The sequence below is a fragment of the Rugosimonospora acidiphila genome, from assembly GCF_039543385.1.
Classification (GTDB): Bacteria; Actinomycetota; Actinomycetes; order Mycobacteriales; family Micromonosporaceae; genus Rugosimonospora; species Rugosimonospora acidiphila.
This window is the reverse complement of sequence record NZ_BAABJQ010000002.1, coordinates 513,764-532,524: the sequence shown is the minus strand read 5'-3', so window position 1 is coordinate 532,524 and position 18,761 is coordinate 513,764. Positions and strand designations below refer to the sequence as shown.

At 68.1% G+C, this 18,761-nt stretch carries 19 protein-coding genes and 3 pseudogenes; 16 read left to right on the top strand and 6 right to left on the bottom strand.

From position 1 onward, the window contains the following. Window positions 1-137 precede the first annotated feature (137 nt). Complete coding sequence (locus tag ABEA87_RS05035; RefSeq protein WP_345626472.1) at window positions 138-833, bottom strand: hemerythrin domain-containing protein; 696 nt, start codon at window positions 831-833, stop codon at window positions 138-140. 740 nt (window positions 834-1,573) lie between these two features. On the opposite strand from ABEA87_RS05035, the gene ABEA87_RS05030 reads away from it, so the two are divergent. The 5 genes from ABEA87_RS05030 to ABEA87_RS05010 all read left to right on the top strand — a co-directional run bounded on the left by ABEA87_RS05030 (window position 1,574) and on the right by ABEA87_RS05010 (window position 7,520). Next, window positions 1,574-1,813, top strand: a complete 240-nt coding sequence (locus ABEA87_RS05030) for a TetR family transcriptional regulator (protein WP_345626470.1) — start codon at window positions 1,574-1,576, stop codon at window positions 1,811-1,813. A 226-nt stretch (window positions 1,814-2,039) separates the two neighbouring features. Further along, window positions 2,040-5,522 (top strand): multifunctional oxoglutarate decarboxylase/oxoglutarate dehydrogenase thiamine pyrophosphate-binding subunit/dihydrolipoyllysine-residue succinyltransferase subunit, encoded by a 3,483-nt coding sequence (locus ABEA87_RS05025; protein ID WP_345626468.1) that lies wholly within the window; start codon window positions 2,040-2,042, stop codon window positions 5,520-5,522. A gap of 347 nt (window positions 5,523-5,869) precedes the next feature. Further along, on the top strand, window positions 5,870-6,358 hold the full coding sequence (locus ABEA87_RS05020) for a MarR family winged helix-turn-helix transcriptional regulator (protein WP_345626466.1): 489 nt from the start codon (window positions 5,870-5,872) through the stop codon (window positions 6,356-6,358). Continuing rightward, complete coding sequence (locus ABEA87_RS05015) at window positions 6,355-7,125, top strand: DUF998 domain-containing protein (RefSeq protein WP_345626465.1); 771 nt, start codon at window positions 6,355-6,357, stop codon at window positions 7,123-7,125. The genes ABEA87_RS05020 and ABEA87_RS05015 overlap by 4 nt, the downstream gene beginning before the upstream one ends. 221 nt (window positions 7,126-7,346) lie before the next feature. After that, a complete protein-coding gene (locus ABEA87_RS05010; protein WP_345626463.1) occupies window positions 7,347-7,520 on the top strand; it encodes a hypothetical protein in 174 nt (57 codons plus the stop codon). A gap of 143 nt (window positions 7,521-7,663) precedes the next feature. On the opposite strand, the gene ABEA87_RS05005 is transcribed toward ABEA87_RS05010, so the two are convergent. Continuing rightward, a complete protein-coding gene (locus tag ABEA87_RS05005) occupies window positions 7,664-8,596 on the bottom strand; it encodes a S41 family peptidase (protein ID WP_345626462.1) in 933 nt (310 codons plus the stop codon). A gap of 691 nt (window positions 8,597-9,287) precedes the next feature. On the opposite strand from ABEA87_RS05005, the gene ABEA87_RS05000 reads away from it, so the two are divergent. The 4 genes and pseudogenes from ABEA87_RS05000 to ABEA87_RS42525 all read left to right on the top strand — a co-directional run. Continuing rightward, a complete protein-coding gene (locus ABEA87_RS05000; protein WP_345626460.1) occupies window positions 9,288-9,422 on the top strand; it encodes a hypothetical protein in 135 nt (44 codons plus the stop codon). A 79-nt stretch (window positions 9,423-9,501) separates the two neighbouring features. Continuing rightward, on the top strand, window positions 9,502-10,302 hold the full coding sequence (locus ABEA87_RS04995; RefSeq protein ID WP_345626458.1) for a hypothetical protein: 801 nt from the start codon (window positions 9,502-9,504) through the stop codon (window positions 10,300-10,302). A gap of 640 nt (window positions 10,303-10,942) precedes the next feature. Then, window positions 10,943-11,629: a fascin domain-containing protein gene (locus ABEA87_RS04990; RefSeq protein ID WP_345626456.1), complete on the top strand. Its 687-nt coding sequence runs from the start codon at window positions 10,943-10,945 to the stop codon at window positions 11,627-11,629. 111 nt (window positions 11,630-11,740) lie between these two features. Continuing rightward, window positions 11,741-11,902 (top strand): annotated as a pseudogene (locus tag ABEA87_RS42525) (phosphotransferase-like protein); the annotation flags it as partial. A gap of 285 nt (window positions 11,903-12,187) precedes the next feature. On the opposite strand, the gene ABEA87_RS04985 reads toward ABEA87_RS42525, so the two are convergent. Continuing rightward, window positions 12,188-13,318 (bottom strand): glycosyltransferase, encoded by a 1,131-nt coding sequence (locus tag ABEA87_RS04985; protein ID WP_345626454.1) that lies wholly within the window; start codon window positions 13,316-13,318, stop codon window positions 12,188-12,190. Window positions 13,319-13,331: 13 nt separating this feature from the next. Between ABEA87_RS04985 and ABEA87_RS04980 the strand changes: the two are divergent. Continuing rightward, window positions 13,332-13,577 (top strand): annotated as a pseudogene (locus tag ABEA87_RS04980) (IS30 family transposase); the annotation flags it as partial. A gap of 118 nt (window positions 13,578-13,695) precedes the next feature. Here ABEA87_RS04980 and ABEA87_RS04975 read toward each other — a convergent pair. Continuing rightward, window positions 13,696-14,059: pseudogene (locus tag ABEA87_RS04975) on the bottom strand (transposase); the annotation flags it as partial. A 133-nt stretch (window positions 14,060-14,192) separates the two neighbouring features. Here ABEA87_RS04975 and ABEA87_RS04970 point away from each other — a divergent pair. The 4 genes from ABEA87_RS04970 to ABEA87_RS04955 are packed head-to-tail and all read left to right on the top strand — an operon-like array spanning window position 14,193 to window position 16,467. Then, on the top strand, window positions 14,193-14,627 hold the full coding sequence (locus ABEA87_RS04970; protein WP_345626452.1) for an SRPBCC domain-containing protein: 435 nt from the start codon (window positions 14,193-14,195) through the stop codon (window positions 14,625-14,627). Continuing rightward, window positions 14,614-14,964, top strand: coding sequence for an ArsR/SmtB family transcription factor (locus ABEA87_RS04965; protein ID WP_345626450.1), 351 nt, complete (start codon window positions 14,614-14,616; stop codon window positions 14,962-14,964). Before ABEA87_RS04970 ends, ABEA87_RS04965 begins: the two co-directional genes overlap by 14 nt. A 48-nt stretch (window positions 14,965-15,012) precedes the next feature. After that, window positions 15,013-15,672 carry a DUF2182 domain-containing protein gene (locus ABEA87_RS04960; protein WP_345626569.1) on the top strand — a complete coding sequence of 220 codons (660 nt, stop codon included), beginning with the start codon at window positions 15,013-15,015 and terminating at the stop codon, window positions 15,670-15,672. Window positions 15,673-15,702: 30 nt separating this feature from the next. Next, window positions 15,703-16,467 carry a DUF899 domain-containing protein gene (locus tag ABEA87_RS04955; RefSeq protein WP_345626448.1) on the top strand — a complete coding sequence of 255 codons (765 nt, stop codon included), beginning with the start codon at window positions 15,703-15,705 and terminating at the stop codon, window positions 16,465-16,467. A 265-nt stretch (window positions 16,468-16,732) separates the two neighbouring features. Here ABEA87_RS04955 and ABEA87_RS04950 read toward each other — a convergent pair whose 3' ends face one another. Then, window positions 16,733-17,122 (bottom strand): MmyB family transcriptional regulator, encoded by a 390-nt coding sequence (locus tag ABEA87_RS04950; protein WP_345626568.1) that lies wholly within the window; start codon window positions 17,120-17,122, stop codon window positions 16,733-16,735. A gap of 124 nt (window positions 17,123-17,246) precedes the next feature. Between ABEA87_RS04950 and ABEA87_RS04945 the strand changes: the two genes are divergently transcribed. Both ABEA87_RS04945 and ABEA87_RS04940 read left to right on the top strand, forming a co-directional pair. Beyond that, on the top strand, window positions 17,247-17,507 hold the full coding sequence (locus ABEA87_RS04945) for a hypothetical protein (protein WP_345626446.1): 261 nt from the start codon (window positions 17,247-17,249) through the stop codon (window positions 17,505-17,507). Continuing rightward, window positions 17,504-17,875, top strand: coding sequence for a PIN domain-containing protein (locus tag ABEA87_RS04940; protein WP_345626444.1), 372 nt, complete (start codon window positions 17,504-17,506; stop codon window positions 17,873-17,875). Before ABEA87_RS04945 ends, ABEA87_RS04940 begins: the two co-directional genes overlap by 4 nt. A 427-nt stretch (window positions 17,876-18,302) precedes the next feature. Here ABEA87_RS04940 and ABEA87_RS04935 read toward each other — a convergent pair whose 3' ends face one another. Further along, window positions 18,303-18,518, bottom strand: coding sequence for a hypothetical protein (locus ABEA87_RS04935; protein ID WP_345626442.1), 216 nt, complete (start codon window positions 18,516-18,518; stop codon window positions 18,303-18,305). Between the last annotated feature and the right edge of the window lie 243 nt (window positions 18,519-18,761).

The following is an 18,761-nucleotide window of genomic DNA, read 5'->3' as shown; positions in this document are numbered from 1 at the left end:
CGGCGGGCGGCGAACGTGGCCGACGGTGCCTGCCGGGGCAACCCAAGAGCCCGTTCCTGAACCGAGGCTGCGGCGGGCGTGTCGAGGCGCTGGTACAAAGAAACGACTGTTGGGTGGGCACCTGGAGGTCGAGGGGATCAGCGACTGGGCAGCGTGGAGCCCAGCGGCGGGGTCGGCGTGCCGTAGAGACGGGTGGCGTACTCCGCGTATGCCCGTGGGGCCGCTTCGACGATGAGGGCGCGAACCTCGCCGGGCATGTTACGCAGGGCGTCCTCAACGGCGGCCGGGTCGCCCTCGTACATCATGATCCCGAAGAACAGCGATATCTTGTCCGGCGGGGTCCCGGCGGCGGAGGTGGCCACCATCGTGTCCCACTCGTCGCCCGTGATGTGCTTTTCGATCAGTGGGAGCACATGCTCCTCCTCGTCGCCGAGATGTTCACGCAGCACCGGCAGGAACTGGTCGAGGGTGTTCAGCGCGTGGTCGCGGCTTTCGGCGTTCCCGTCGGTCCGCCAGACCGCCAGCGTCGTCGTCAGGTCGAGCACGAGCTGCGCGATGCGCCGGTGCTGTTCCTCCATGCGGTGGACGAGCGGTTGAATCTCTTCCGGGCAGCGCTCGCGCAGCCGCGGCCAAAGATCACGGTCCTCACCGCCGTGATGCTCCTCTAGCGCCACATTGATAGTTCCGAAGTGGTCGGCGATGATCTCCGCCCGCTCGCGGTCCCCCGCCGCCGCGCTGCGGACGAGGTCGGGTACCAGGCCGAACTCGCGCCGAAATGCGGTATGCACCATGTGCATCTCTCGGGTCATCTGTCCCGGTTGTTTCGCTGCCATGCGGTCCTCCTCAGACGATTGGCCTTCTGCTGTCGCGAACGAACTGGCTGTGGCAGCGGTTCATCGCTGCGCCGAATCAGTGGCGCAGGTCATCGCGACGCGGTCGCCATGACCTGCGATGCGCCGACGGCGTCGTCGACGGGCACGCGGCGAAGGAGCGAACATCGGCCCACCCAGTGGTGGCGGTAGCGGAGTCTGTGCCCGTTTTGCGCCGACGAGACGCAGGGGCCCCGGTGACAGGTGTAGCGCCCGCAGCCCGATCCGGAAGTCAGGTCGCGGTGCCCCGCATTCACCAAGGGGATGCCGCCCGATCCGACCCACACCGCCTCGGCCCACCCGGCCCTACGCAGGCGTCCCTGCTCATTCTTGACGATGTTGACGCCGTACCGGTGCCGATTACGGGCATTCGGCCCAGGCGACGACCGGAACCGGAAGGTCCCGCCTCCCAGGCCCTTGACGAGTTCGGGGGGTGTCGTCCCTATGGGATTTGTCGAGGAGTGGGTTCAGGTTGTGTGAGTCGCTGGGTGAGGTCGCCCATACAGGCCGTGATCTCGTCGGGACTGGTCAGGTCGTAGTGGGCTTGGCCGGTAGATGGTCCTGCCGATCGATGGTGACCAGAAGTGCCGTGTCGGCGAGCTCGATGACGAAGCTCACCACGGGGGTACCCAACTTGAGAATGTTCATTCTCAGTGACGATCTGTATCTTGAGAATGGTCATTCTCACCGCTAGTGGAGGTCCCGTGTCACTGACGACCGCGGCCCAGGAGGCCCTGCGTGGCCAACTGCTCGACGCCGCCGAGCGGGTGTTCTACCTGCGCGGTATCCAAGCGGTGAACATGAGCGAGGTCCGGGCCGCCGCGGATCTGCCGATGAGGCGCGTGTACCAGCGGTTCCCGACGACGAGTGGTTCCACGAGCCTGATCACAGGCATCGTCACCGCGGCCGGTTTCACCGCCGGGGTCGCGAACGCCTCCCACTAGGCCACCACCGCGAGCGGTCCGCTGACCACTGTCGCCGGCGCCCGGGTGCTCACCCAGGCCGTCTGCGTCCCGGTTCTGGTCCCGCCCGGCTCGTCGACGCCGTCGTCGACAGCCCCTGACGCGGGTGGCCTCCCCTCCGCGGCGTCCTGCGGCGGCTCACCACCACACTCTCGGCCCGCACAACCGTGGCCGGGCCGAACGTTTCGACGATGGCAGGAGATCGACTATGTCGGTAGATGTGACGGCAGCAACAGATACCCACCCCCCGACGAGGACCGCGACCACGCGCAGACTCGGAAGGGACGGACACGAGACTCTCGACGGTGACGCGTCCGAGGGGACCTTCGAGCCGCTGCGCGGCGCCGCCCGTGCCCTGGTCGGGCACATGGAATCCAGCCTTGACATCCCGACGGCAACCAGCGTGCGGGACCTGCCAGCCAAGCTGATGGTCGACAACCGCATCGTGATCAACAACCACCTCGCCAGGGCCCGCGGCGGAAGGATCAGCGTCACCCACCTGCTCGGCTGGGCGATCGTCACCGCCCTACGGGACTTTCCCGAGCTGAACTGCTCCTTCGACGTCATCGACGGGCGCCCCGTCCTGGTCACCCCGCCTCACGTGAACCTCGGCATCGCCGTCGACGTGACCGACCCCGACGGCTCGCGGCGGTTGGTGGTGCCGAACGTCAAGGCCGCTGACCGGCTGGACTTCACGGCGTTCGTCCACGCCTGCGACGACGTCGTCACACGGGCCCGCGACGCGCGCTTGACCCCCGACGACCTCGCCGGCACGACCCTGTCGCTGACCAACCCGGGCGGCACCGGCACCGTCCACTCGGTGCCGCGCCTGATGCGGGGGCAGGGCTGCGTCGTGGCGGCCGGCTCGCTGGACTACCCGGCGCAGTACCACGGGGCCGGCCCCCGGACCCTCGCTGAGCTCGCGGTCGGCATGACCGTCACGCTCACCAGTACCTACGACCACCGTGTGATCCAGGGAGCCGCCTCGGGCGAGTTCCTGCGACGCATCCACCAGCTGCTCACCGGCGCCGACGGCTTCTACGACGACATCTTCGCCGCGCTGCGCATCCCGTATGCTCCCATCCGCTGGTCCGCGGACATCCACGTGGATCCGGACCGGGCCGTCGACAAGACGGCCCGGGTGCAGGCGCTGATCGACGCCTTCCGGGTCCGCGGGCACCTGATGGCCGACATCGACCCGCTGGTGTACCAGCAGCGGTCGCACCCCGACCTGGAGATCGAGAGCCACGGCTTGAGCTTCTGGGACCTGGACCGCGAGTTCGTGTGCGACGACCTTGCCGGGGCCGGAGTCCGGCGCCTGCCGCTGCGGGAGATCCTGCGGGTGCTGCGCGACGCGTACTGCCGCACCGTCGGCGTGGAGTACATGCACATCCAGGACCCGGTCCAGCGCCGTTGGTTCCAGGAACGCCTGGAGGCCCCGTACACCAAGCCGACCCGCGACGAACAGGTGCGGATCCTGGGCAAGCTCAACGAGGCCGAGGCATTCGAAACGTTCCTCCAGACCAAGTACGTGGGCCAGACCCGGTTCAGCATCGAGGGCGGGGAGTCGCTGATCCCGCTGCTGGACGCCGTGATGCGCCGGGCGGCCGAGGCCGGACTCGACGGCAGCGCCATCGCCATGGCGCATCGCGGGCGGCTGAACGTACTGACCAACATCGCCGGCAAGACCTACAGCCAGGTCTTCCGGGAGTTCGAGGGCACCGACAGTGCCGAGGGCTCCGGAGATGTCAAATACCACCTCGGCACCGAGGGCATCTACCGCAGCGTGAACGGGCAGACCCTGCCCGTGCTGATCGCCGCCAACCCCTCACACCTCGACGCGGTCGACGCCGTCCTGCTGGGCATCGCGCGGGCCAGACAGGACCGACGACCGAACAAGCCCTTCGGTACGCTGCCCGTGATCATCCACGGCGACGCCGCCATGGCCGGCCAGGGCGTGGTCGGCGAAACGGTTCAGATGTCGCAGCTGCGCGGCTACACCACAGGCGGCGCGATCCGAATCAACATCAACAACCAGGTCGGGTTCACCACCCTGCCCACCGACGCCCGCAGCTCGGTCTACTCCACCGACGTCGTCAAGTCCGTGCAGGCACCGGTCTTCCACGTCAACGGCGACGACCCCGAGGCGGTGGTACGTGTCGCCGAACTGGCCTTCGCCTACCGGCAGCGGTTCCACCGCGACGTCGTGATCGACCTCGTCTGCTACCGGCGGCGCGGCCACAACGAGTCGGACGACCCCTCGATGACCCAGCCCCGGATGTACCAGCTCATCGAACACAAGAGCACGGTACGGGCCCTGTACCTGGAAGCCCTCGTCGGCCGTGGCGACCTCACCGGCGACGAGTACGACCAGGCACACCGCGACTATCAGAACCGGCTGGAGCGGGCTTTCGCCGAAACCCGCGGCGCGACGGACAGCCCTGAGAGGCGCAGTTCGGCCGCGGCCGCCGGTCAGGTGTGGGCACCGACGGGAGCGCAGCAGACAACTGGCATCGCCCGGACGGATACCCGCGACACCGCGGTCGACCCCGCGGCCCTGGCCACGGTCGCGGACGCCTTCGGCACGACACCGGACGGCTTCGACGTCCACCCTAAACTCGCCCAACTGCTCGACCGGCGGACGCAGATGGGGCACGGAGGCGTCCCCGTCGACTGGGCCTTCGCCGAACTCCTCGCCCTCGGGTCGCTGCTGCTGGAGGGCACCGCGGTGCGGTTGGCGGGACAGGACTCCCGCCGGGGGACGTTCGTGCAGCGCCACGCCGTCCTGCACGACCGCGCCACCGGGAGTGAGTGGCTGCCGCTGACCAGGCTCTCCCCGGACCAGGCGCCGTTTGCGATCCACGACTCCCTGCTCAGCGAGTACGCCGCCATGGGCTTCGAGTACGGCTACTCCGTCGAACGAGACGACGCACTCACCGTGTGGGAGGCCCAGTTCGGCGACTTCGTCAACGGCGCCCAGATCGTCGTGGACGAGTTCGTCTCCTCCGGCGCCCAGAAATGGGGCCAGCACTGCTCCCTGGTGCTGCTTCTGCCTCATGGCCAGGAAGGACGCGGGCCCGACCATTCCTCGGGCCGCATCGAACGCTTTCTCCAGCAATGCGCCGAGGACAACATGACGATCGCCCAGCCCACCACCGCCGCCTCGTACTTCCATCTGCTGCGCCGGCAGGCTCACGCCCGGCCGCGTCGCCCGCTGGTGGTGTTCACCCCGAAGTCAATGCTTCGCACCCGTGCCAGCGCCAGCCCGCTGAGCGCCTTCACAGCGGGCCGGTTCGAGCCCGTCCTGGACGATCCCACGGTCGCCGACCGCACCGCGGTGCGCCGGGTGCTGATCGTCACGGGCAAGCTCTACCACGAACTGGCCGCGCGGCTGGCGAAGTTCCCGGACCCGGCGGTCGCCCTGGTCCGCATCGAGCAGCTCTACCCGCTCCCGGACCAAGAGCTCCGCGCCCTGCTCAACACCTACCCGGCCGCGGACCTGATCTGGGCTCAGGAGGAGCCCCGCAACCAGGGCGCCTGGACCTACCTGCTGGCCGAACTGGTACCTCTGTTGGGCGGACGGCCGCTCGGCCTGGTGTCCAGGCCCGCGTCGGCGGCACCCGCCACCGGGTCCGCCAAGAGGCACACCGCAGAACAACTCGACCTCGTGGCACGTGCGCTCGGGCGCTGATGACGTCCGCCACGACGAACATCTCCAGCGCGCGGCCGGGTGCTGTCGTCGCCGGCGTACCTGCTGCTCGCGGCGCTGATGGTGGGTGTGGGCGGGGTACTGGTACACCGGCGGGTGCCGGCCTAACTGGGGATCGCGCCTGGTCGACATGTGCGACCGCAGGGAGCTCGCGCCGTTCCACCAGCACCCGCCGGCTGTGTCGAAGGCATACAGCGGTGGGATTGGCGACGTGGGTTCCTGCTCACTAGTGCCCCGACCGGGAACGTTGGCCGGGTCGGGGACTGGCTCGCCGCGGGCCCAGCGGCACATACTTGTTACGACGTATGAAATACATTAGCATCGGGCACATGGCCGAAGAACGTGACATCACTGCGTTCGCCGGGGCCGTCATGGGCCTGGTGAACGTGATCCGCCGAGGGCAGGGGCGAGCCTTCGACACCGAGCTGGTGGCGATAATGGAACTGCTTCTCCGCCGCGGCGCGCTGTCGCCGGGCGAGATCGCGGCCGAGCTAAACGCGAAGCCGTCATCGGTGACCGGCCGCCTGAAGTCCCTGCGCGAGTCGGGGCGCGTGGTGATCCGCCCGGACGCCGTGGACGGCCGCCGCTACACCGTTGAGCTCAGCAGGGCCGGCGAGCAGGAGATGGACCGCATGGTCGAGGAAGGCCTCCGCCTCTTCGCCGCGTGGACCGCCGCCTGGACGGACGAGGAGATCAGCACCTTCACACGCCTTGCCGGGCGGCTCGTGGGGGCGCCCGGCCCAGCGCCCACGCGGGCCAAGCCTGGCAAGCGTGACCAGTGGTGGAAGCACGACGCAACCAACGAGGGGACCTCATGACACGCACCGCGACATCGCCACGGCCGGACCAGGCCTTGCAGCCGGCCCATCCCGACCGGCGAACAGTGTCCACCAGGGCCCGGACCGTCCTCGGTGCCATCGGAGTCGTCTCGCAGATCCTGTTCATGGCCGGCTGGCTGATCCCCGAGACCTGGCAGCCACAGGGCTACAGCATCGTCCGGGACACCATCAGCGACCTGATGGCACGTACGGCACCCCACGCCGAGGTCCCAGTGACCCTCCTGATCACGGCGGGAATCGGCACGATGCTCTTCGCTCTCCTTGGACTGCGTCCGGCCCTGCGTGGTGCCGGTCGAACCGCCTACTACGCCCCGTGGATGCTCGCCTTCTCTGCCGTCGGCTTCGGCAACGTCCTGTCATTCCTGCAGATCCCCTGCCAGTCGGGCGCTTGCGGCGCGCACGCGGCCACCTCCACGTTCGCGGGCGCCCAGGACGTGATCGGCGGCGTCGTCGTGGTCACGCTCCTGGCCATCTCGCCGTTCCCGATGTCGCGGCGCCTGAAGGAGGCGCCCGGCTGGCAGCGGCTCGGCGCGCCGTCCCTGCTGGTCGGTGTCGCCGTCATGGCGTCGTACATCGCCTTCGGACTGCACTCGACCGCGGCCGTCCATGGCCTGCTTGAGCGAACCGTCGCGACCATCGGATCAGGCTGGACCGCCGTCCTCGCCGTCCAGCTGATCCGGACCGCTCGACGGCCCGAGAATGATTGCAGCAACCGGCCTCACGACAGTCTCCCGCACGCGAACTGAGCCCCGCCGGGCGGAAGGGATGACGCGTCACGGCGGGCGGAGCCCGAGCGGGCTCAAGCCACTGCGGGGCCGAGCAAGCAGGCCGGACGGGGCCGCTGCGTGAGCCGCCGACGCCGGATCCACCCCATCGTCACGCCGTGAGGGGCAGCGCGCGTCTGCCCCATCGGCGGCCCGTGTCGAGTCTGGAGAACATTCCTCAGGCATGCCCGCGGGCCGGCTCAGTGTTGATTATCAAGTACCAGAACGAGCAGGGCCCGGTGCTGCTGATGCGGTCACTGTCCCAGCTGGAGATCCGCGCACTCGAACGGTATCCGGAGATCCAGATGCACCCCGGGAAGGCCCTAGAGGCGTTGAGTGCAGCGATCATGCAGCTGGAGCCGGTCGCGGGGGAGTGACGGCGGTCAGGGCACGAGCGTGTCGACGGCTTGCGCACGGGGCCCGCGGCTGATGTGAGTGCGCGGACCGGAACAGCCTGCCCGACCAGATTCGCGAGGTCCGTTGGAGCAGGCCATGACATGTGTCGGGTCTCGGCCGTCGTTCAGCCCAGCGCCGTGCGGGCCTCGAGCAGAACAGTCGGCGAGGTCGACGCGGCCAACACCTGCCGCAGTGCCTCGCGGTACGCCGTGTCGAATGCCTGCGCCGCCGGTACCGCCACGTCGGGCTCGACGCCTGTGCCCTCCCAGTTCCCGCCGGTGATCGGGTTGACCGAACGCGCGATCGGCACCGTGATCTCGAACGTCGGCGTGATCGGGAAGGCTTCCGTGGGATGCGCGCCGCCGCGTGTCGTCTCGCCGATCAGTGTGGCCCGACCCTGCGCCTTGAGGTTATAGCAGAACTCCTCGCCGGCGGAAAAGGTAAAATCGCTGGTCAATAGGTAGACGGGGCGGTCGAGGTAGCGCTCGCCGGGCAGCCAGGACAGGCTCCAGTACTGGCGGGTGAGACCAGTTGCGCCGTCATAGATGTTGTTGAGGTGGGTGTCCCCGTCGGGGAAGAAGTAGCTGGTCCAGAAGATGACTCCGTCCGGCGAGCCACCCCGGTTCTTGCGCAGGTCGACGATGAGCGCGTGGGTGTGTGAGACCAGCTCCATCGCCGCGGCGATCGCCCGGCCTCCGATGGCGGCCCCGGTCACACCTCGCAGATCGAGATAGCCGACATTGCCGTCGAGTCGCTCCACTCTGGCGATGCCGTGGTTGGTGAGCCGCTGCTGCTCCCGCCAGGCCGCCTCCAGCTCGGACTCGGCGAGCGCCTCGTGCAGGCTCTCGTCGCGTACCCGTACCCGTAGGTGTCTGTCCTGGCAGATCTCGAACAATGTGGCGGTCAGCCGCTCGCCGAGGGCCGCCTCGTCCAACCCTTCGTACTGGCCGGCCGCAAGCTCTTTGAGGATGGCCGTGGCCGCCTCCTCCGCCTTGTCAGCGAAGATGTACTTGCCCCGGAGTAGTTCAACCGCTTTCTCCACCAGGCTCATCGGCATGCGGCCGATCCTATCCAGCAACCGGGCCCGTCCGGCGCCCCTGCTCGACCGATTGCCTACAGCTGGGTCCGCTCGGTGGCCCCCGCACCTGTCCCGGCCCGACTGAGTATTGCCCCGGCCTGCGCCGCGGTCCTCGGCGGAGGCGCGCAGCTCGACCTCAACTGGGCGGTCGACGCTGCGAGATTGACCGAACGGTCTCGCGCGGCTCGCCCTGGGCCTCCCGACAGCGTGATGAAGGTGACCGAGCCCGGGGTCAGGGGTCGGACGACGACTTGCCGCGCTTGGCGATGCGGGAACGCTACTCGTCGGGCAGGACCTGGTCGCCACGCAGACTCAACTCGCGGAAGCGCGTCGATCCGGCCGAGCGTGGCCTCCCTTCCTGTTGTGGCATGACAGCCTGCCCGTGCGCGTCGTGAGGCGCTGAGGGACTCGCCGGTCCGGCGCTGCCCGTGCGGGAACTCGGCCTGCTCTCGCGAGTTTGAACCGGGCGTAGCGCTGCGAGAGCGCACTCGGCGTCGAGCAGGGCGCAGGGCATCCTCGGCCACCTCAGGTGCCGCCCGCGTGGACTTGCCCGGCCAGTGGACGATGACCTGGACCACGGTGACCAGCGAACCATCGCGGCGACATGCTACCGCGCGCCGACCGATGCGGACGGATCACGATCAGCGTGCGTGGCATGCAATCATGGCGGATGCGTATCGCTCCGGGCACGGTGCGCACGCTGAACGAGGCACAATTCGCACAGCAGTTCCGTGAGGCGGCCACCGCACTGATCCGCGATCAGTTCGCCGGGATCCGTGCGTTGAGGAACCGCATCTACGGCTGAGTCGTACCGAGAGGGTGTCGTGATTCCAACCCGCCGCGCTCGCCCCGCCCCGTGGGCCGTGGGCATGTGTATGACGCTCATGGTCGCGGTCAGCGGCTGCCAGCCGGATTCATCGCCGCAGCCTCAGGCCACGCCCTGTCCCGTGCCCTCGACCGTGCCAGCCGGCACCGACGCGCCGGCCGATCAAGCCCCCGGCGGTGGGGGGCTACAGATCGTCGATCATGGCTACACTCAGGTCGGCGGCAGTGGTTACTCGGTCAGCCTCGGCGCCCTCGTGCGCAACACGAGCAGCCGGACCGCCTACCGCACCACAGTCGCCCTGCGGGTGCTCGACGTGCAGGGCCGCACCGCAGTAGACCCACTCAACGCGGCACAGCTCGTCCTGGAAATCCCCCTCATCGGGCCCCGACAGCAGGTGGCCGTCGGTTCGTCGGCCGGCGTGCGCACCGACGTGAGCGCCAACGGCGCGCCCGACAAGGTGACTACGTTCGACGTCTCGCTCGGTACGACGCGCTGGCTGCTCGCGGGCAACGTCGCGTCTGTGCCATCGATTACGGCCACCTACCGTAGCCTTGAGCTTGACGCCCAGCAACCTGAGTCTGGCAGCCTGCGGTATGCCGCCGCCTCGACGTCGTGCCGGCCGTTGGTCTCCAGAGGTACCGCTGCCGTGTTCGTCAACCCAGCCGGCACGGTCGTGGGTGGCGCGTTCGACCCGGCCACGGGCTCACCACGCTGCGGTACCGCGGGATACGACGAATACCTTCTGGCGCCCCGCAGCATTCCGCGGAACATCGACGAGGCGAAGACCCAGATCACCCCGTACTGCGATCTCGTCGCGGTCGGCGGCGACTCCAAGCCGTCCGGTGGGCCGTTCAACTGAAGTCCGTGATCGATCGGCGGTGTGGTGACGGCGCCGGGCAGCCCGGACGAACAGGAGCTGGACTTCCTCGGTAGCTTCACGGCCGCGAGCGCCGCCGGCTCCGCCTGACGGCGCCTGCCCGGAGATGGACGCGTTGATGACGGTTGGCTCTGCTCGCATGACGGGGCTCGATCGAGGATGAGGCAAAGGGTTGCGTCCTCCAACATCGTTGCGTTAGATGCGACTTGATGGTCGATCTTCCGGCGGCGCACCTGGTGCTCCTCGGCGACGCCTGACGACCAGTCCAACCAGCGGATCATGACGGAAGATTTGAGCCGGCAACCGGGACCGGCCCGAGCCGAACTCCCGGGCCGGCCGCACCCGGATCAGCAGCCCGAGTCTCTTCACGACGGCCTGTTCCTGTCCACCCGCTTACGCCACTCCGTTCATGCGAGGTCCGGGCCGGCCGGCGGCGCCCAGGCCCGACGGAGGCGGGACGGGATGCCGGCAGCCGGTACGTCCGCGACAACGTGCCGGCAAGAATTTTGCAAGCTCGCGGTCTACGCGCGTGTACCAGTGTGGAGGCACCAAACCCGGACCGCCCGATTTGAACACCGGCATCGGTATGGTTGCGGGCTTTCACACGATGATCGGAGTGTGCATGCGCACAAAGATGGTGCTGGCGATGGTAGCGGTAGCGACTGCCACCGTGCTGGTTCCCGCCACCGCCTCGTCCGCCAACCCTGTCGCGACGACCGGGAATCCGGTCGGCGCGGCCTCGCAGGCGCAGGCCCAGAGCCCGCTGCGCGCTCCCGTCCGGGCCGCGACGGTGGGCGGGGCGCGGGCCGCGATCGCCGCGGCCACCACCAGGCCCTCGGGAGTGAACCCGACCGACAACGTCTACTGCACCCAGAATGACAACATCTACTCCGCGGACAGCTACGAGTACGTGTCGGCGGAGATGCTCGACACCGGCAACAGTTACGGGATGCTGCGCGCCCGCGGCGACGCCCCCGGGCCGTGGGAAGCGTTCGAGATCTGCAACGATATGACGGCCGGCTACTACTACATCATCTCCCAGGACAACGGCCTCGTGGTGACAGGCGAGCGGACCTTCACCGGAAGCACCTACGGTGAGCTGCGCGCCCGGAGCACCAGCGTCGGAGCGTGGGAGAAGTTCAGCCAGGTCTGCAACTCCGACCACACCGTGTCGTTCATTCAACAGGACGGCGGCATGGTGGTCTCAGCGGAGATGACCTACACCGGCGGCAACTACGCGATGCTGCGCGCTCGCAGCACCAGCATCGGACCGTGGGAGAAGTTCTACACCGACTACTCGGACTGCTGAAGTACGGTTCGCCCCCGCCCGGCGGGTATCCCGGGCGGGGGCGAATCGGCGCGCGGCGCGCGTCCCGGCTTACCGCAGCCTCGGCCGCACTCGTATGAGGGTAAGCCCCAGGTGCCTGGGGGCAATGATGTTTGGACCCGGAATCCGATCCGGAACTCGCGCTCGCTATTGCCTACGCCGCGGATCGTTCGGTGTCTGCGGGCTGTACTGCCGGATCCATGGCTGGCCCTCGGGACGGACACCCTGATTGAGGTGATGCCGGCGTCCATGCAAGCGTCGGATGAGCTGCGGGTGCTGTGGATCGGCGTCGGGTGTGACGCTGCGGTGGCCGCAGGCCGCGACGTAGCAGAGGCGATCGGACCGTCGGGATGGCCGCCTCCCAGGCGGAAATGTTCGGCGGACGGCTGGAAGCCGGCGCGCCGGAACCCAGCGGCTCCCAGAGCGGGCCGGGCGGCACGTGCACGCCGAGGTGCGTGCGTTGATGCGTGGCGCACAGGGGCTCCAGGTTGCCGGGCGATTCGACCCACTCCCGAAATTGCTCGTCGGTCTCCAGGCCCATCAAGCCAGTGCGGCTGCCAGTCGGGTGGCTACCTCGTCAGGTGTCGGCATCGCAGCGATACGACGAGCGATTTCCTCCGCCTTCAGCCGGTAGCTAGAGGCTTTCGCTACATCGATGACGGTGCGCGCCACCGCTATCGCGTCGACCGGCTCGGATGTGACCTGCACCGCCGCTCCGGCCGCCGCCACGCGTTCGCCCTGTCCCTTCTGGTCGGCTCCTTGAGGGAGCAAAACGAGAGGGCATCCGGCTGCCAGCGCTCCGAGATTAGTGCCGGCGCCACCGTGGGCCACAACGATATCGATCTTGTCCAGGAGTAGGTTGTAGGGTAGAAAGTCTTCGAACACGACCTGTGGATGGTCGACGGTGAAGTCCCCGGCAGACGTCGTCGTACCGAGAGTGATTCGCAGGCCAGCGCCGTGTGCCGTCAGCTCGTTGATCAGAGGGCTAAGCGCCGTGGGATTCGTGAAGACGGTGCCGAAGGTGATGAGCACCTTCGGGTCACCGGTCAGGGGCTTCGGTTCGCGCGTCGGTGTACCGGAAGGAGCCTGGTGGGCTTCCGGCCGAAGGGGCATCCACCCTGGGGGAGGCTGCCAGCCTTCGACCTGAAGGTCGGGAGGGCAGATGTCCAGGGTCCAGCGGGCTGCATGCCAGGACACGCCCCGTCTCGCGTAATCCTGGACTGCCCGGTCGGACGAGGCGCGGATGAAATCGGCGGACACGTCCGCACCAAAGGTGAGCACGGCGTGAGGCACGTCGCACACCGACGCCAGGTACGGCCCTACAAAGTCCATCGGATCGTGGATCACGATATCGGGCCGCCACTGCCGGGTGACAGACGTGCACTCCTCGATCGAGAGGTCGATCCGGGCGGTGACGAAGGCCTCGATCGCGGCGTCCTGGTTGCTGCTGGTGCGTAGGTCCGTACCGGACCGGCTGGCCACCTCGGCGCGGACAGTCGGACTGTCCGCCCCGGCAAACAACATATCGAGGTCTTCGTCCGCGAAGGAATGAGCCAAAGAGGCGGGGACCAGGATTGCCACGCTGTCTCCCCGGCGACGGAAGGCCCGTGCCAGGGGCAGCAAAGGAAGCAAATGGCCATAGACGGGCACACCGGTGAAAAGTACGCGCATGTAATTATAATAGCCCCGACGTGGGGATCGCCGTTGGGTCACCGGGTGGGGCTCGGAACAGATCAGCAACCGGTTGACGGTGGATTTTCCCGGATGATGAGTCCATACGCATCTCACACGAGGCGAGCTGCCAGTCTCTTTTCGAGCGTTGAAGCCCGAATTGGTCGCGTGTCTGCGGACCGGTCGCGCGTTGCGGATGCCGCGCTCTACCGCGTGTTTCAAAGTCTCTGATTCGGGGCTTGTGAAACACCGCCCTTCTCGGGCGTCCCGACCACGACACCCGAGGGGTGGGCGTGATGCTGCTCGGCCCAGACCGACAACATGTAAGCATCGCGAGCCGAAACTAGAACACAACGAGGACGGGACCAGGCTGCGTTTCATAGGCGGGGTGGGAGCCACTCGTGGATCGCGACGATGTGAGTGTGGCCAGGTAGCGTACGGCGAGTTTGTCGTCGCGGGTGGCCACGCCGCGGTGGCGTTTGAGGCGGTTGATGCCGCGCTCCACCGCGTGGCGCCGCTTGTAGGTCTCGGGGTCGAAGGTCGGTGGCCGGCCGCCCTTCGACCCCTTTTTCTGCCGATACTTCGGCTGGTCGGTCTTGTTGGGGATGGTGGCTTAATGCCGCGTTCGCGCAGGTGCTCGCGGTTGGCTCGGCAGCTGTAGGCCTTGTCCGCGAGGACCCGATCGGGTCGGGTGCGGGGCCGCCCTCCGTCCGATCGGGGTACACGGATGCCGGCCAGGACCCGCTCCGTCGGAGCGGGGGAACTCAGCAATGCAGCCGACGCGAAACTCACCTCCCGGAGGCTGACCAGTTGACGCAATCAGGCGGTTGCGATACTTTCGCAACCAGATGGTTGCTACTTGCTGGAGGTAGGCATGGCCTTTCCCGATCGAATCGAGCGGACCGTCGAGATCGCTCACCCGCCGGCTGAGGTATGGGCGGCGCTGACCACGGCCGAGGGGCTGAGCGCCTGGTTCGGCAAGGACGCCGCCATCGACCTGCGCCCCGGCGGCTCGGCCCGTCTGACGGGCGACAGCGGCCACAGCCTTGACATACGGGTGGAACGGGTGGAGGAGCCGACGGTGTTCGGCTACACATGGCGTCTGCACGGGCTGCCCGAGGACGATCCACGCCGCACCTACGTCGAGTTCACGCTGGAGCCGAGTGGTGCGGGCACTCGGCTGACCGTGGTCGAGTCCGGTTTCGCGCAGCTTCCCGAGGACGCGCACCGCACGGCCTTTGACGGCAACACCCACGGGTGGGCGAGGAAGCTGGGCGAGCTTTCCGACTACCTCGATGCTGCCGCCTGACGTCGAGGCGGTCGCTGAGCGCGTCTTCACTGCCCTGGCCGACCCGAGCCGGCGCACCATCCTGGCCGCGCTGGCCTCGAAGGGTCCGGCGACCGCCACGGACCTGGCCGACCGCCTGCCGATCACGCGGCAGGCGATCGCCAAGCACCTGGCGCTGCTGGCCGAGGCGGGTCTGGTGACGGCCGAACCGGGTGAGCGGCGCCGCGTGCGGTACCGGCTGCGTTCAGCGCCGATGCAAGTGGCGCAGCAGTTCCTGGCCGCCCTGGCGCGCGACTGGGACGGCCCGCTCGACGCACTGAAAGAGCACCTCGACCAGCATGCTCGCGGATCCACGTGACGCAGGTCGCCGCCTGAGTACATCGACGAGGGAGGACCGTTGGCGAACGTGGAATCCCGGCGCGCGGCCACGCCGGCGACGGTACTGGCCGCGACGCTCGGGCTCGCCGCCACATGCTGGGTCATCGCGGTCTGGTTGATGGACGGCATGGATATGGGGGTCGCGACCCGGCCCGGGTCGTTCGGCTTTTTCGCCCTGGCGTGGGTGACGATGATGGCGGCGATGATGCTGCCGGGCGCGGCCCCGGCCGTGGCCAGGCAAGCGCAGGTCCGCGGTCGGGTGCGTGCCGCGCCGCTGTTCGCCGGATCCTATCTGGCCGTCTGGGCGCTGGCGGGTGTCGTGGCGTACGCGCTGGAGCGGCCGCACGGATCGCTGGCCGCCGGCGCGGTGGTGATCGCCGCGGGTGCGTACGAACTCACGCCGGTCAAGCGCTACTTCCGTCGCCGCTGCCACGAAGATGCCGGCTCTGGTCTGAAGTTCGGGCTCTGCTGCGTCGGCTCGTGCATCGGGTTGATGGCGATGCTGCTAGCGGTGGGCGTGATGAGCCTGTTCTGGATGGCAGCAGTCGCCGTTCTTGCCTGCGCCCAGAAGCTGCTGCCCGCGAAGGCCACCATCGATGTGCCGCTGGCGCTGGCGATCGTCTGGCTCGGACTTCTGATCATCTTTGCGCCCTCGCAGATTCCAGGGCTCACGCCACCGATGATGTAACGCTACCAATTCATACCAGGGAGACAGGCGATGACCAGTCACAAGACGGGGACGCGCGAGGAGTGGCTTGCCGCGCGGCTGGAGCTGCTGCAGGCGGAGAAGGAACTGACCCGGCGCGGCGACGAGGTGTCCCGACGGCGGCAGGAACTGCCCTGGGTCCGGGTCGACAAGGACTACCGCTTCGAGACCGATGAGGGGACGGCGTCGCTGGGCGACCTGTTCCGGGGACGCTCGCAGCTGCTCATCTACCACTTCATGTTCGGGCCCGACTACACCGCCGGATGCCCGTCCTGCTCCGCAATCGCCGACGGCTTCGATGGCTGCGCGGTCCACCTCGCGAACCACGATGTCACGCTCTGGGCGGTGTCGCGGGCTCCGCTGGCCGAGCTCGACGCATACCGGCAGCGGATGGGGTGGACGTTCCCGTGGGCGTCCTCATACCGCAGCGACTTCAACTTCGACTTCGGGGTGGCCCACACCAAACAGGAGTGGGAGGCCGGCGCCGTCGCGTACAACTTCGGTGAGCAGGACCTGCGGCCGGCGACCGGCGAAAAGGATTCCCGCGACGCCTTCACCCAGTCGATTGTCGGCACGGACTGGCAGACCTACCGGCGCGAAGGACCAGGCATGAGCGCGTTCGTCCTGCAGGACGGTACCGTCTACCACACCTACTCGACCTGCGAGCGGGGGTTGGACATCCTGTGGGGCATGTGGCAGTGGCTCGACCGGGCGCCGCTGGGCCGCAACGAGACCGGCCACTGGTGGCGCCGCCACGACGAGTACGACAACCAGTAAGAACGTGCCAGACCCGCCGCGCTGGTCTTGCCGGATCGGCGACGACGCAGGCACCGACACACCGATGCCTGTCCACGCCAGGCCGCCCGCGGCACGGGCGGCCTGGCGAGATGGCGCATCCTCGAATCGGGCCGATGCTGATGGACTGCGTGACTCTGGTCAGCCGGTACCGCCGACGCGACCCTGACCTGCGCGTCCTACTCCGCTGCCCGTCGAACGGTGGATGGGCCGCCGCGCGAGGTGGTCGTGGTGGGCTCTCCGGCGGTCAGACTGTTGATGGGGTGGCCGCGTAGCTCGCCAGGAGGTGTAGGGCCTGTTCGGAGCGGGATCCGGGTTCGGCGGTGTGCAGCCCGAGGAGTTGCTCAGGGTCGGCGTTGTGGGCGAGTGCCTCGTAGTTGAGAGTCAACTCGCCGACGACCGGGTGGTGAAAACGGTGGGCACCGTAGCTGTGCCGGTGCACGTCGTAGTCGGCCCACCATCGGCGGAAATCCGGGTCACGGATGGACAACTCGTCGACCAGTTCGGTGAGCTGGGCGTCGTCCGGATTCCGCCCGGCGTAGAGGTGCAGGCTGGCGACGGGGCCACGGGCCGCCTGCGGCCAGTCGAGGTAGAGCTCCCGCGCCGGCGTCGTCGAGGAGGACGAACCGCACGAGATTGCGCTCGCGGCGGGGTAGTGCGTCGAAGTCGGTGAAAAGAGCGAGTCGACGCGGTCACCATCGTGAACGCGCCCCCCAACGGCGCCCCTGGACCGCTAGGTATACCACCGGTATACTCACGATGTGAGTGACACGACGATCAAGGTACCGACCGAGGTCCGTGACAGACTGGCAGCGCTGGCGAAGGAGCGGTCGACGACGATCCGGGATCTTGTCGGTGCGCTTGCGAATGCGGAGCCGACGGCCGCGGAGCGTGCTGCTCAGATGGAGGAGAACGTTGCGGTCTTGCGGGAGGGCTTCGGGGTCGAGTTGGTCGATGGTGACCTCGACGCTGGGCGGGCGTTCTGGCGGTCGGTTGCTGACAGGTCGGGCGCCGGGGAATGACGACGGTCGTCTTGGACCACACGGCACTCCTGGCGATTCGCAGGAACCAGAACGTCTCGCGGGCCATCGCCACGGCGCCGGAGACGGATGCGCGGCTCGTCGTGCCGGCACTGAGTCTGCTCGGGGCTGCGGTACATGATCCGCCGATTGCCGATCATGTCGGGTCGCTACACCGGGTGGACATCGCGGACCTTGGTCTGGCGGCCGTCGGTTTCACCGCGAGGCTGATCGCGGACGGAGTCGACTGGCGGTTTGCGCATGCGATCGAGGTTGCACGGGTCGGCCCGTTGCAGCCGCAGGGTCTGCTGGTGATGACGAGCGAGCCAGGCGTCTACGGCCCGTTTGGGATCGAGACGTTCACGATCTGACGGCGCTGTCGAGTCGTCGGCGATGAGGGCTTCAGCGATGGCGAACACACCGTGCCCCGGCGACGTAGTCGCGGTAGATCGGGCGCCGGATCCGCGACGGTACCCTGATCCGACCACATGGCCATCGCGTGTTCCCCGATCCGGCAGATGGCGGCGAGCTCGTCCGGCCGGCGGCTGTCGGGCCTGCTGTGCCGCCACCGGAGCGAGTCGACCTGGATCCAGGTCTGGCGCGGCTGATCACTCCCAACCCAACGTGCCCGAGCCTCAGCCGCAACTACGGCCGCGCATCGGCGACAAGTCGGCAAGCCTGGGAGTCAGTACTCCAGCGGCAGCCCTGCGGACAAGCCTTCAGCGGGGCCGGCACTCGTCGGTGTCGTAGTACCGGTAGACCGCGCACTCCGGCTCGGTCCCAGGGTGGCAGCGCGACTTAGTGACGCTGGATTGGTGTGCGCTTGTTCGGCTTCGTCTTGATGGCCGCCACGACGGTGATGTTGGGTGGGGATTCGGGTTGCGGCCAGTAGCGATGGTCGCTGCGTTTGAGGTGCCAGCTGGACATCTTACGTTTGATGACCCGCGGATTGGAGCGGAGCCGGCGGACCGGCAGGAGCCGAGCGAGGATCTCGCGCAGTGTCCCAGCCAGCACTCGCGCGAGGCTACCGGGGGGAAAATGCCGCCTGGGCAGTCACCTGGCGGCGTACCACGTGCAGCGTACGGGTGAAGGACAGTCGGTCGGGGTCCAGCTCAGCGTCCAACGCGGCCTGATGCATCAGCGACCGGACAGGTTAGAAGACAAGGTAGACGGTAACGACGGCCTCCTGGTCCTGGCAACCGTGTGCCAATTTTGCCGGCAGACCACGGTCCGCCATTTAACTTTAGTCCCGAAAAA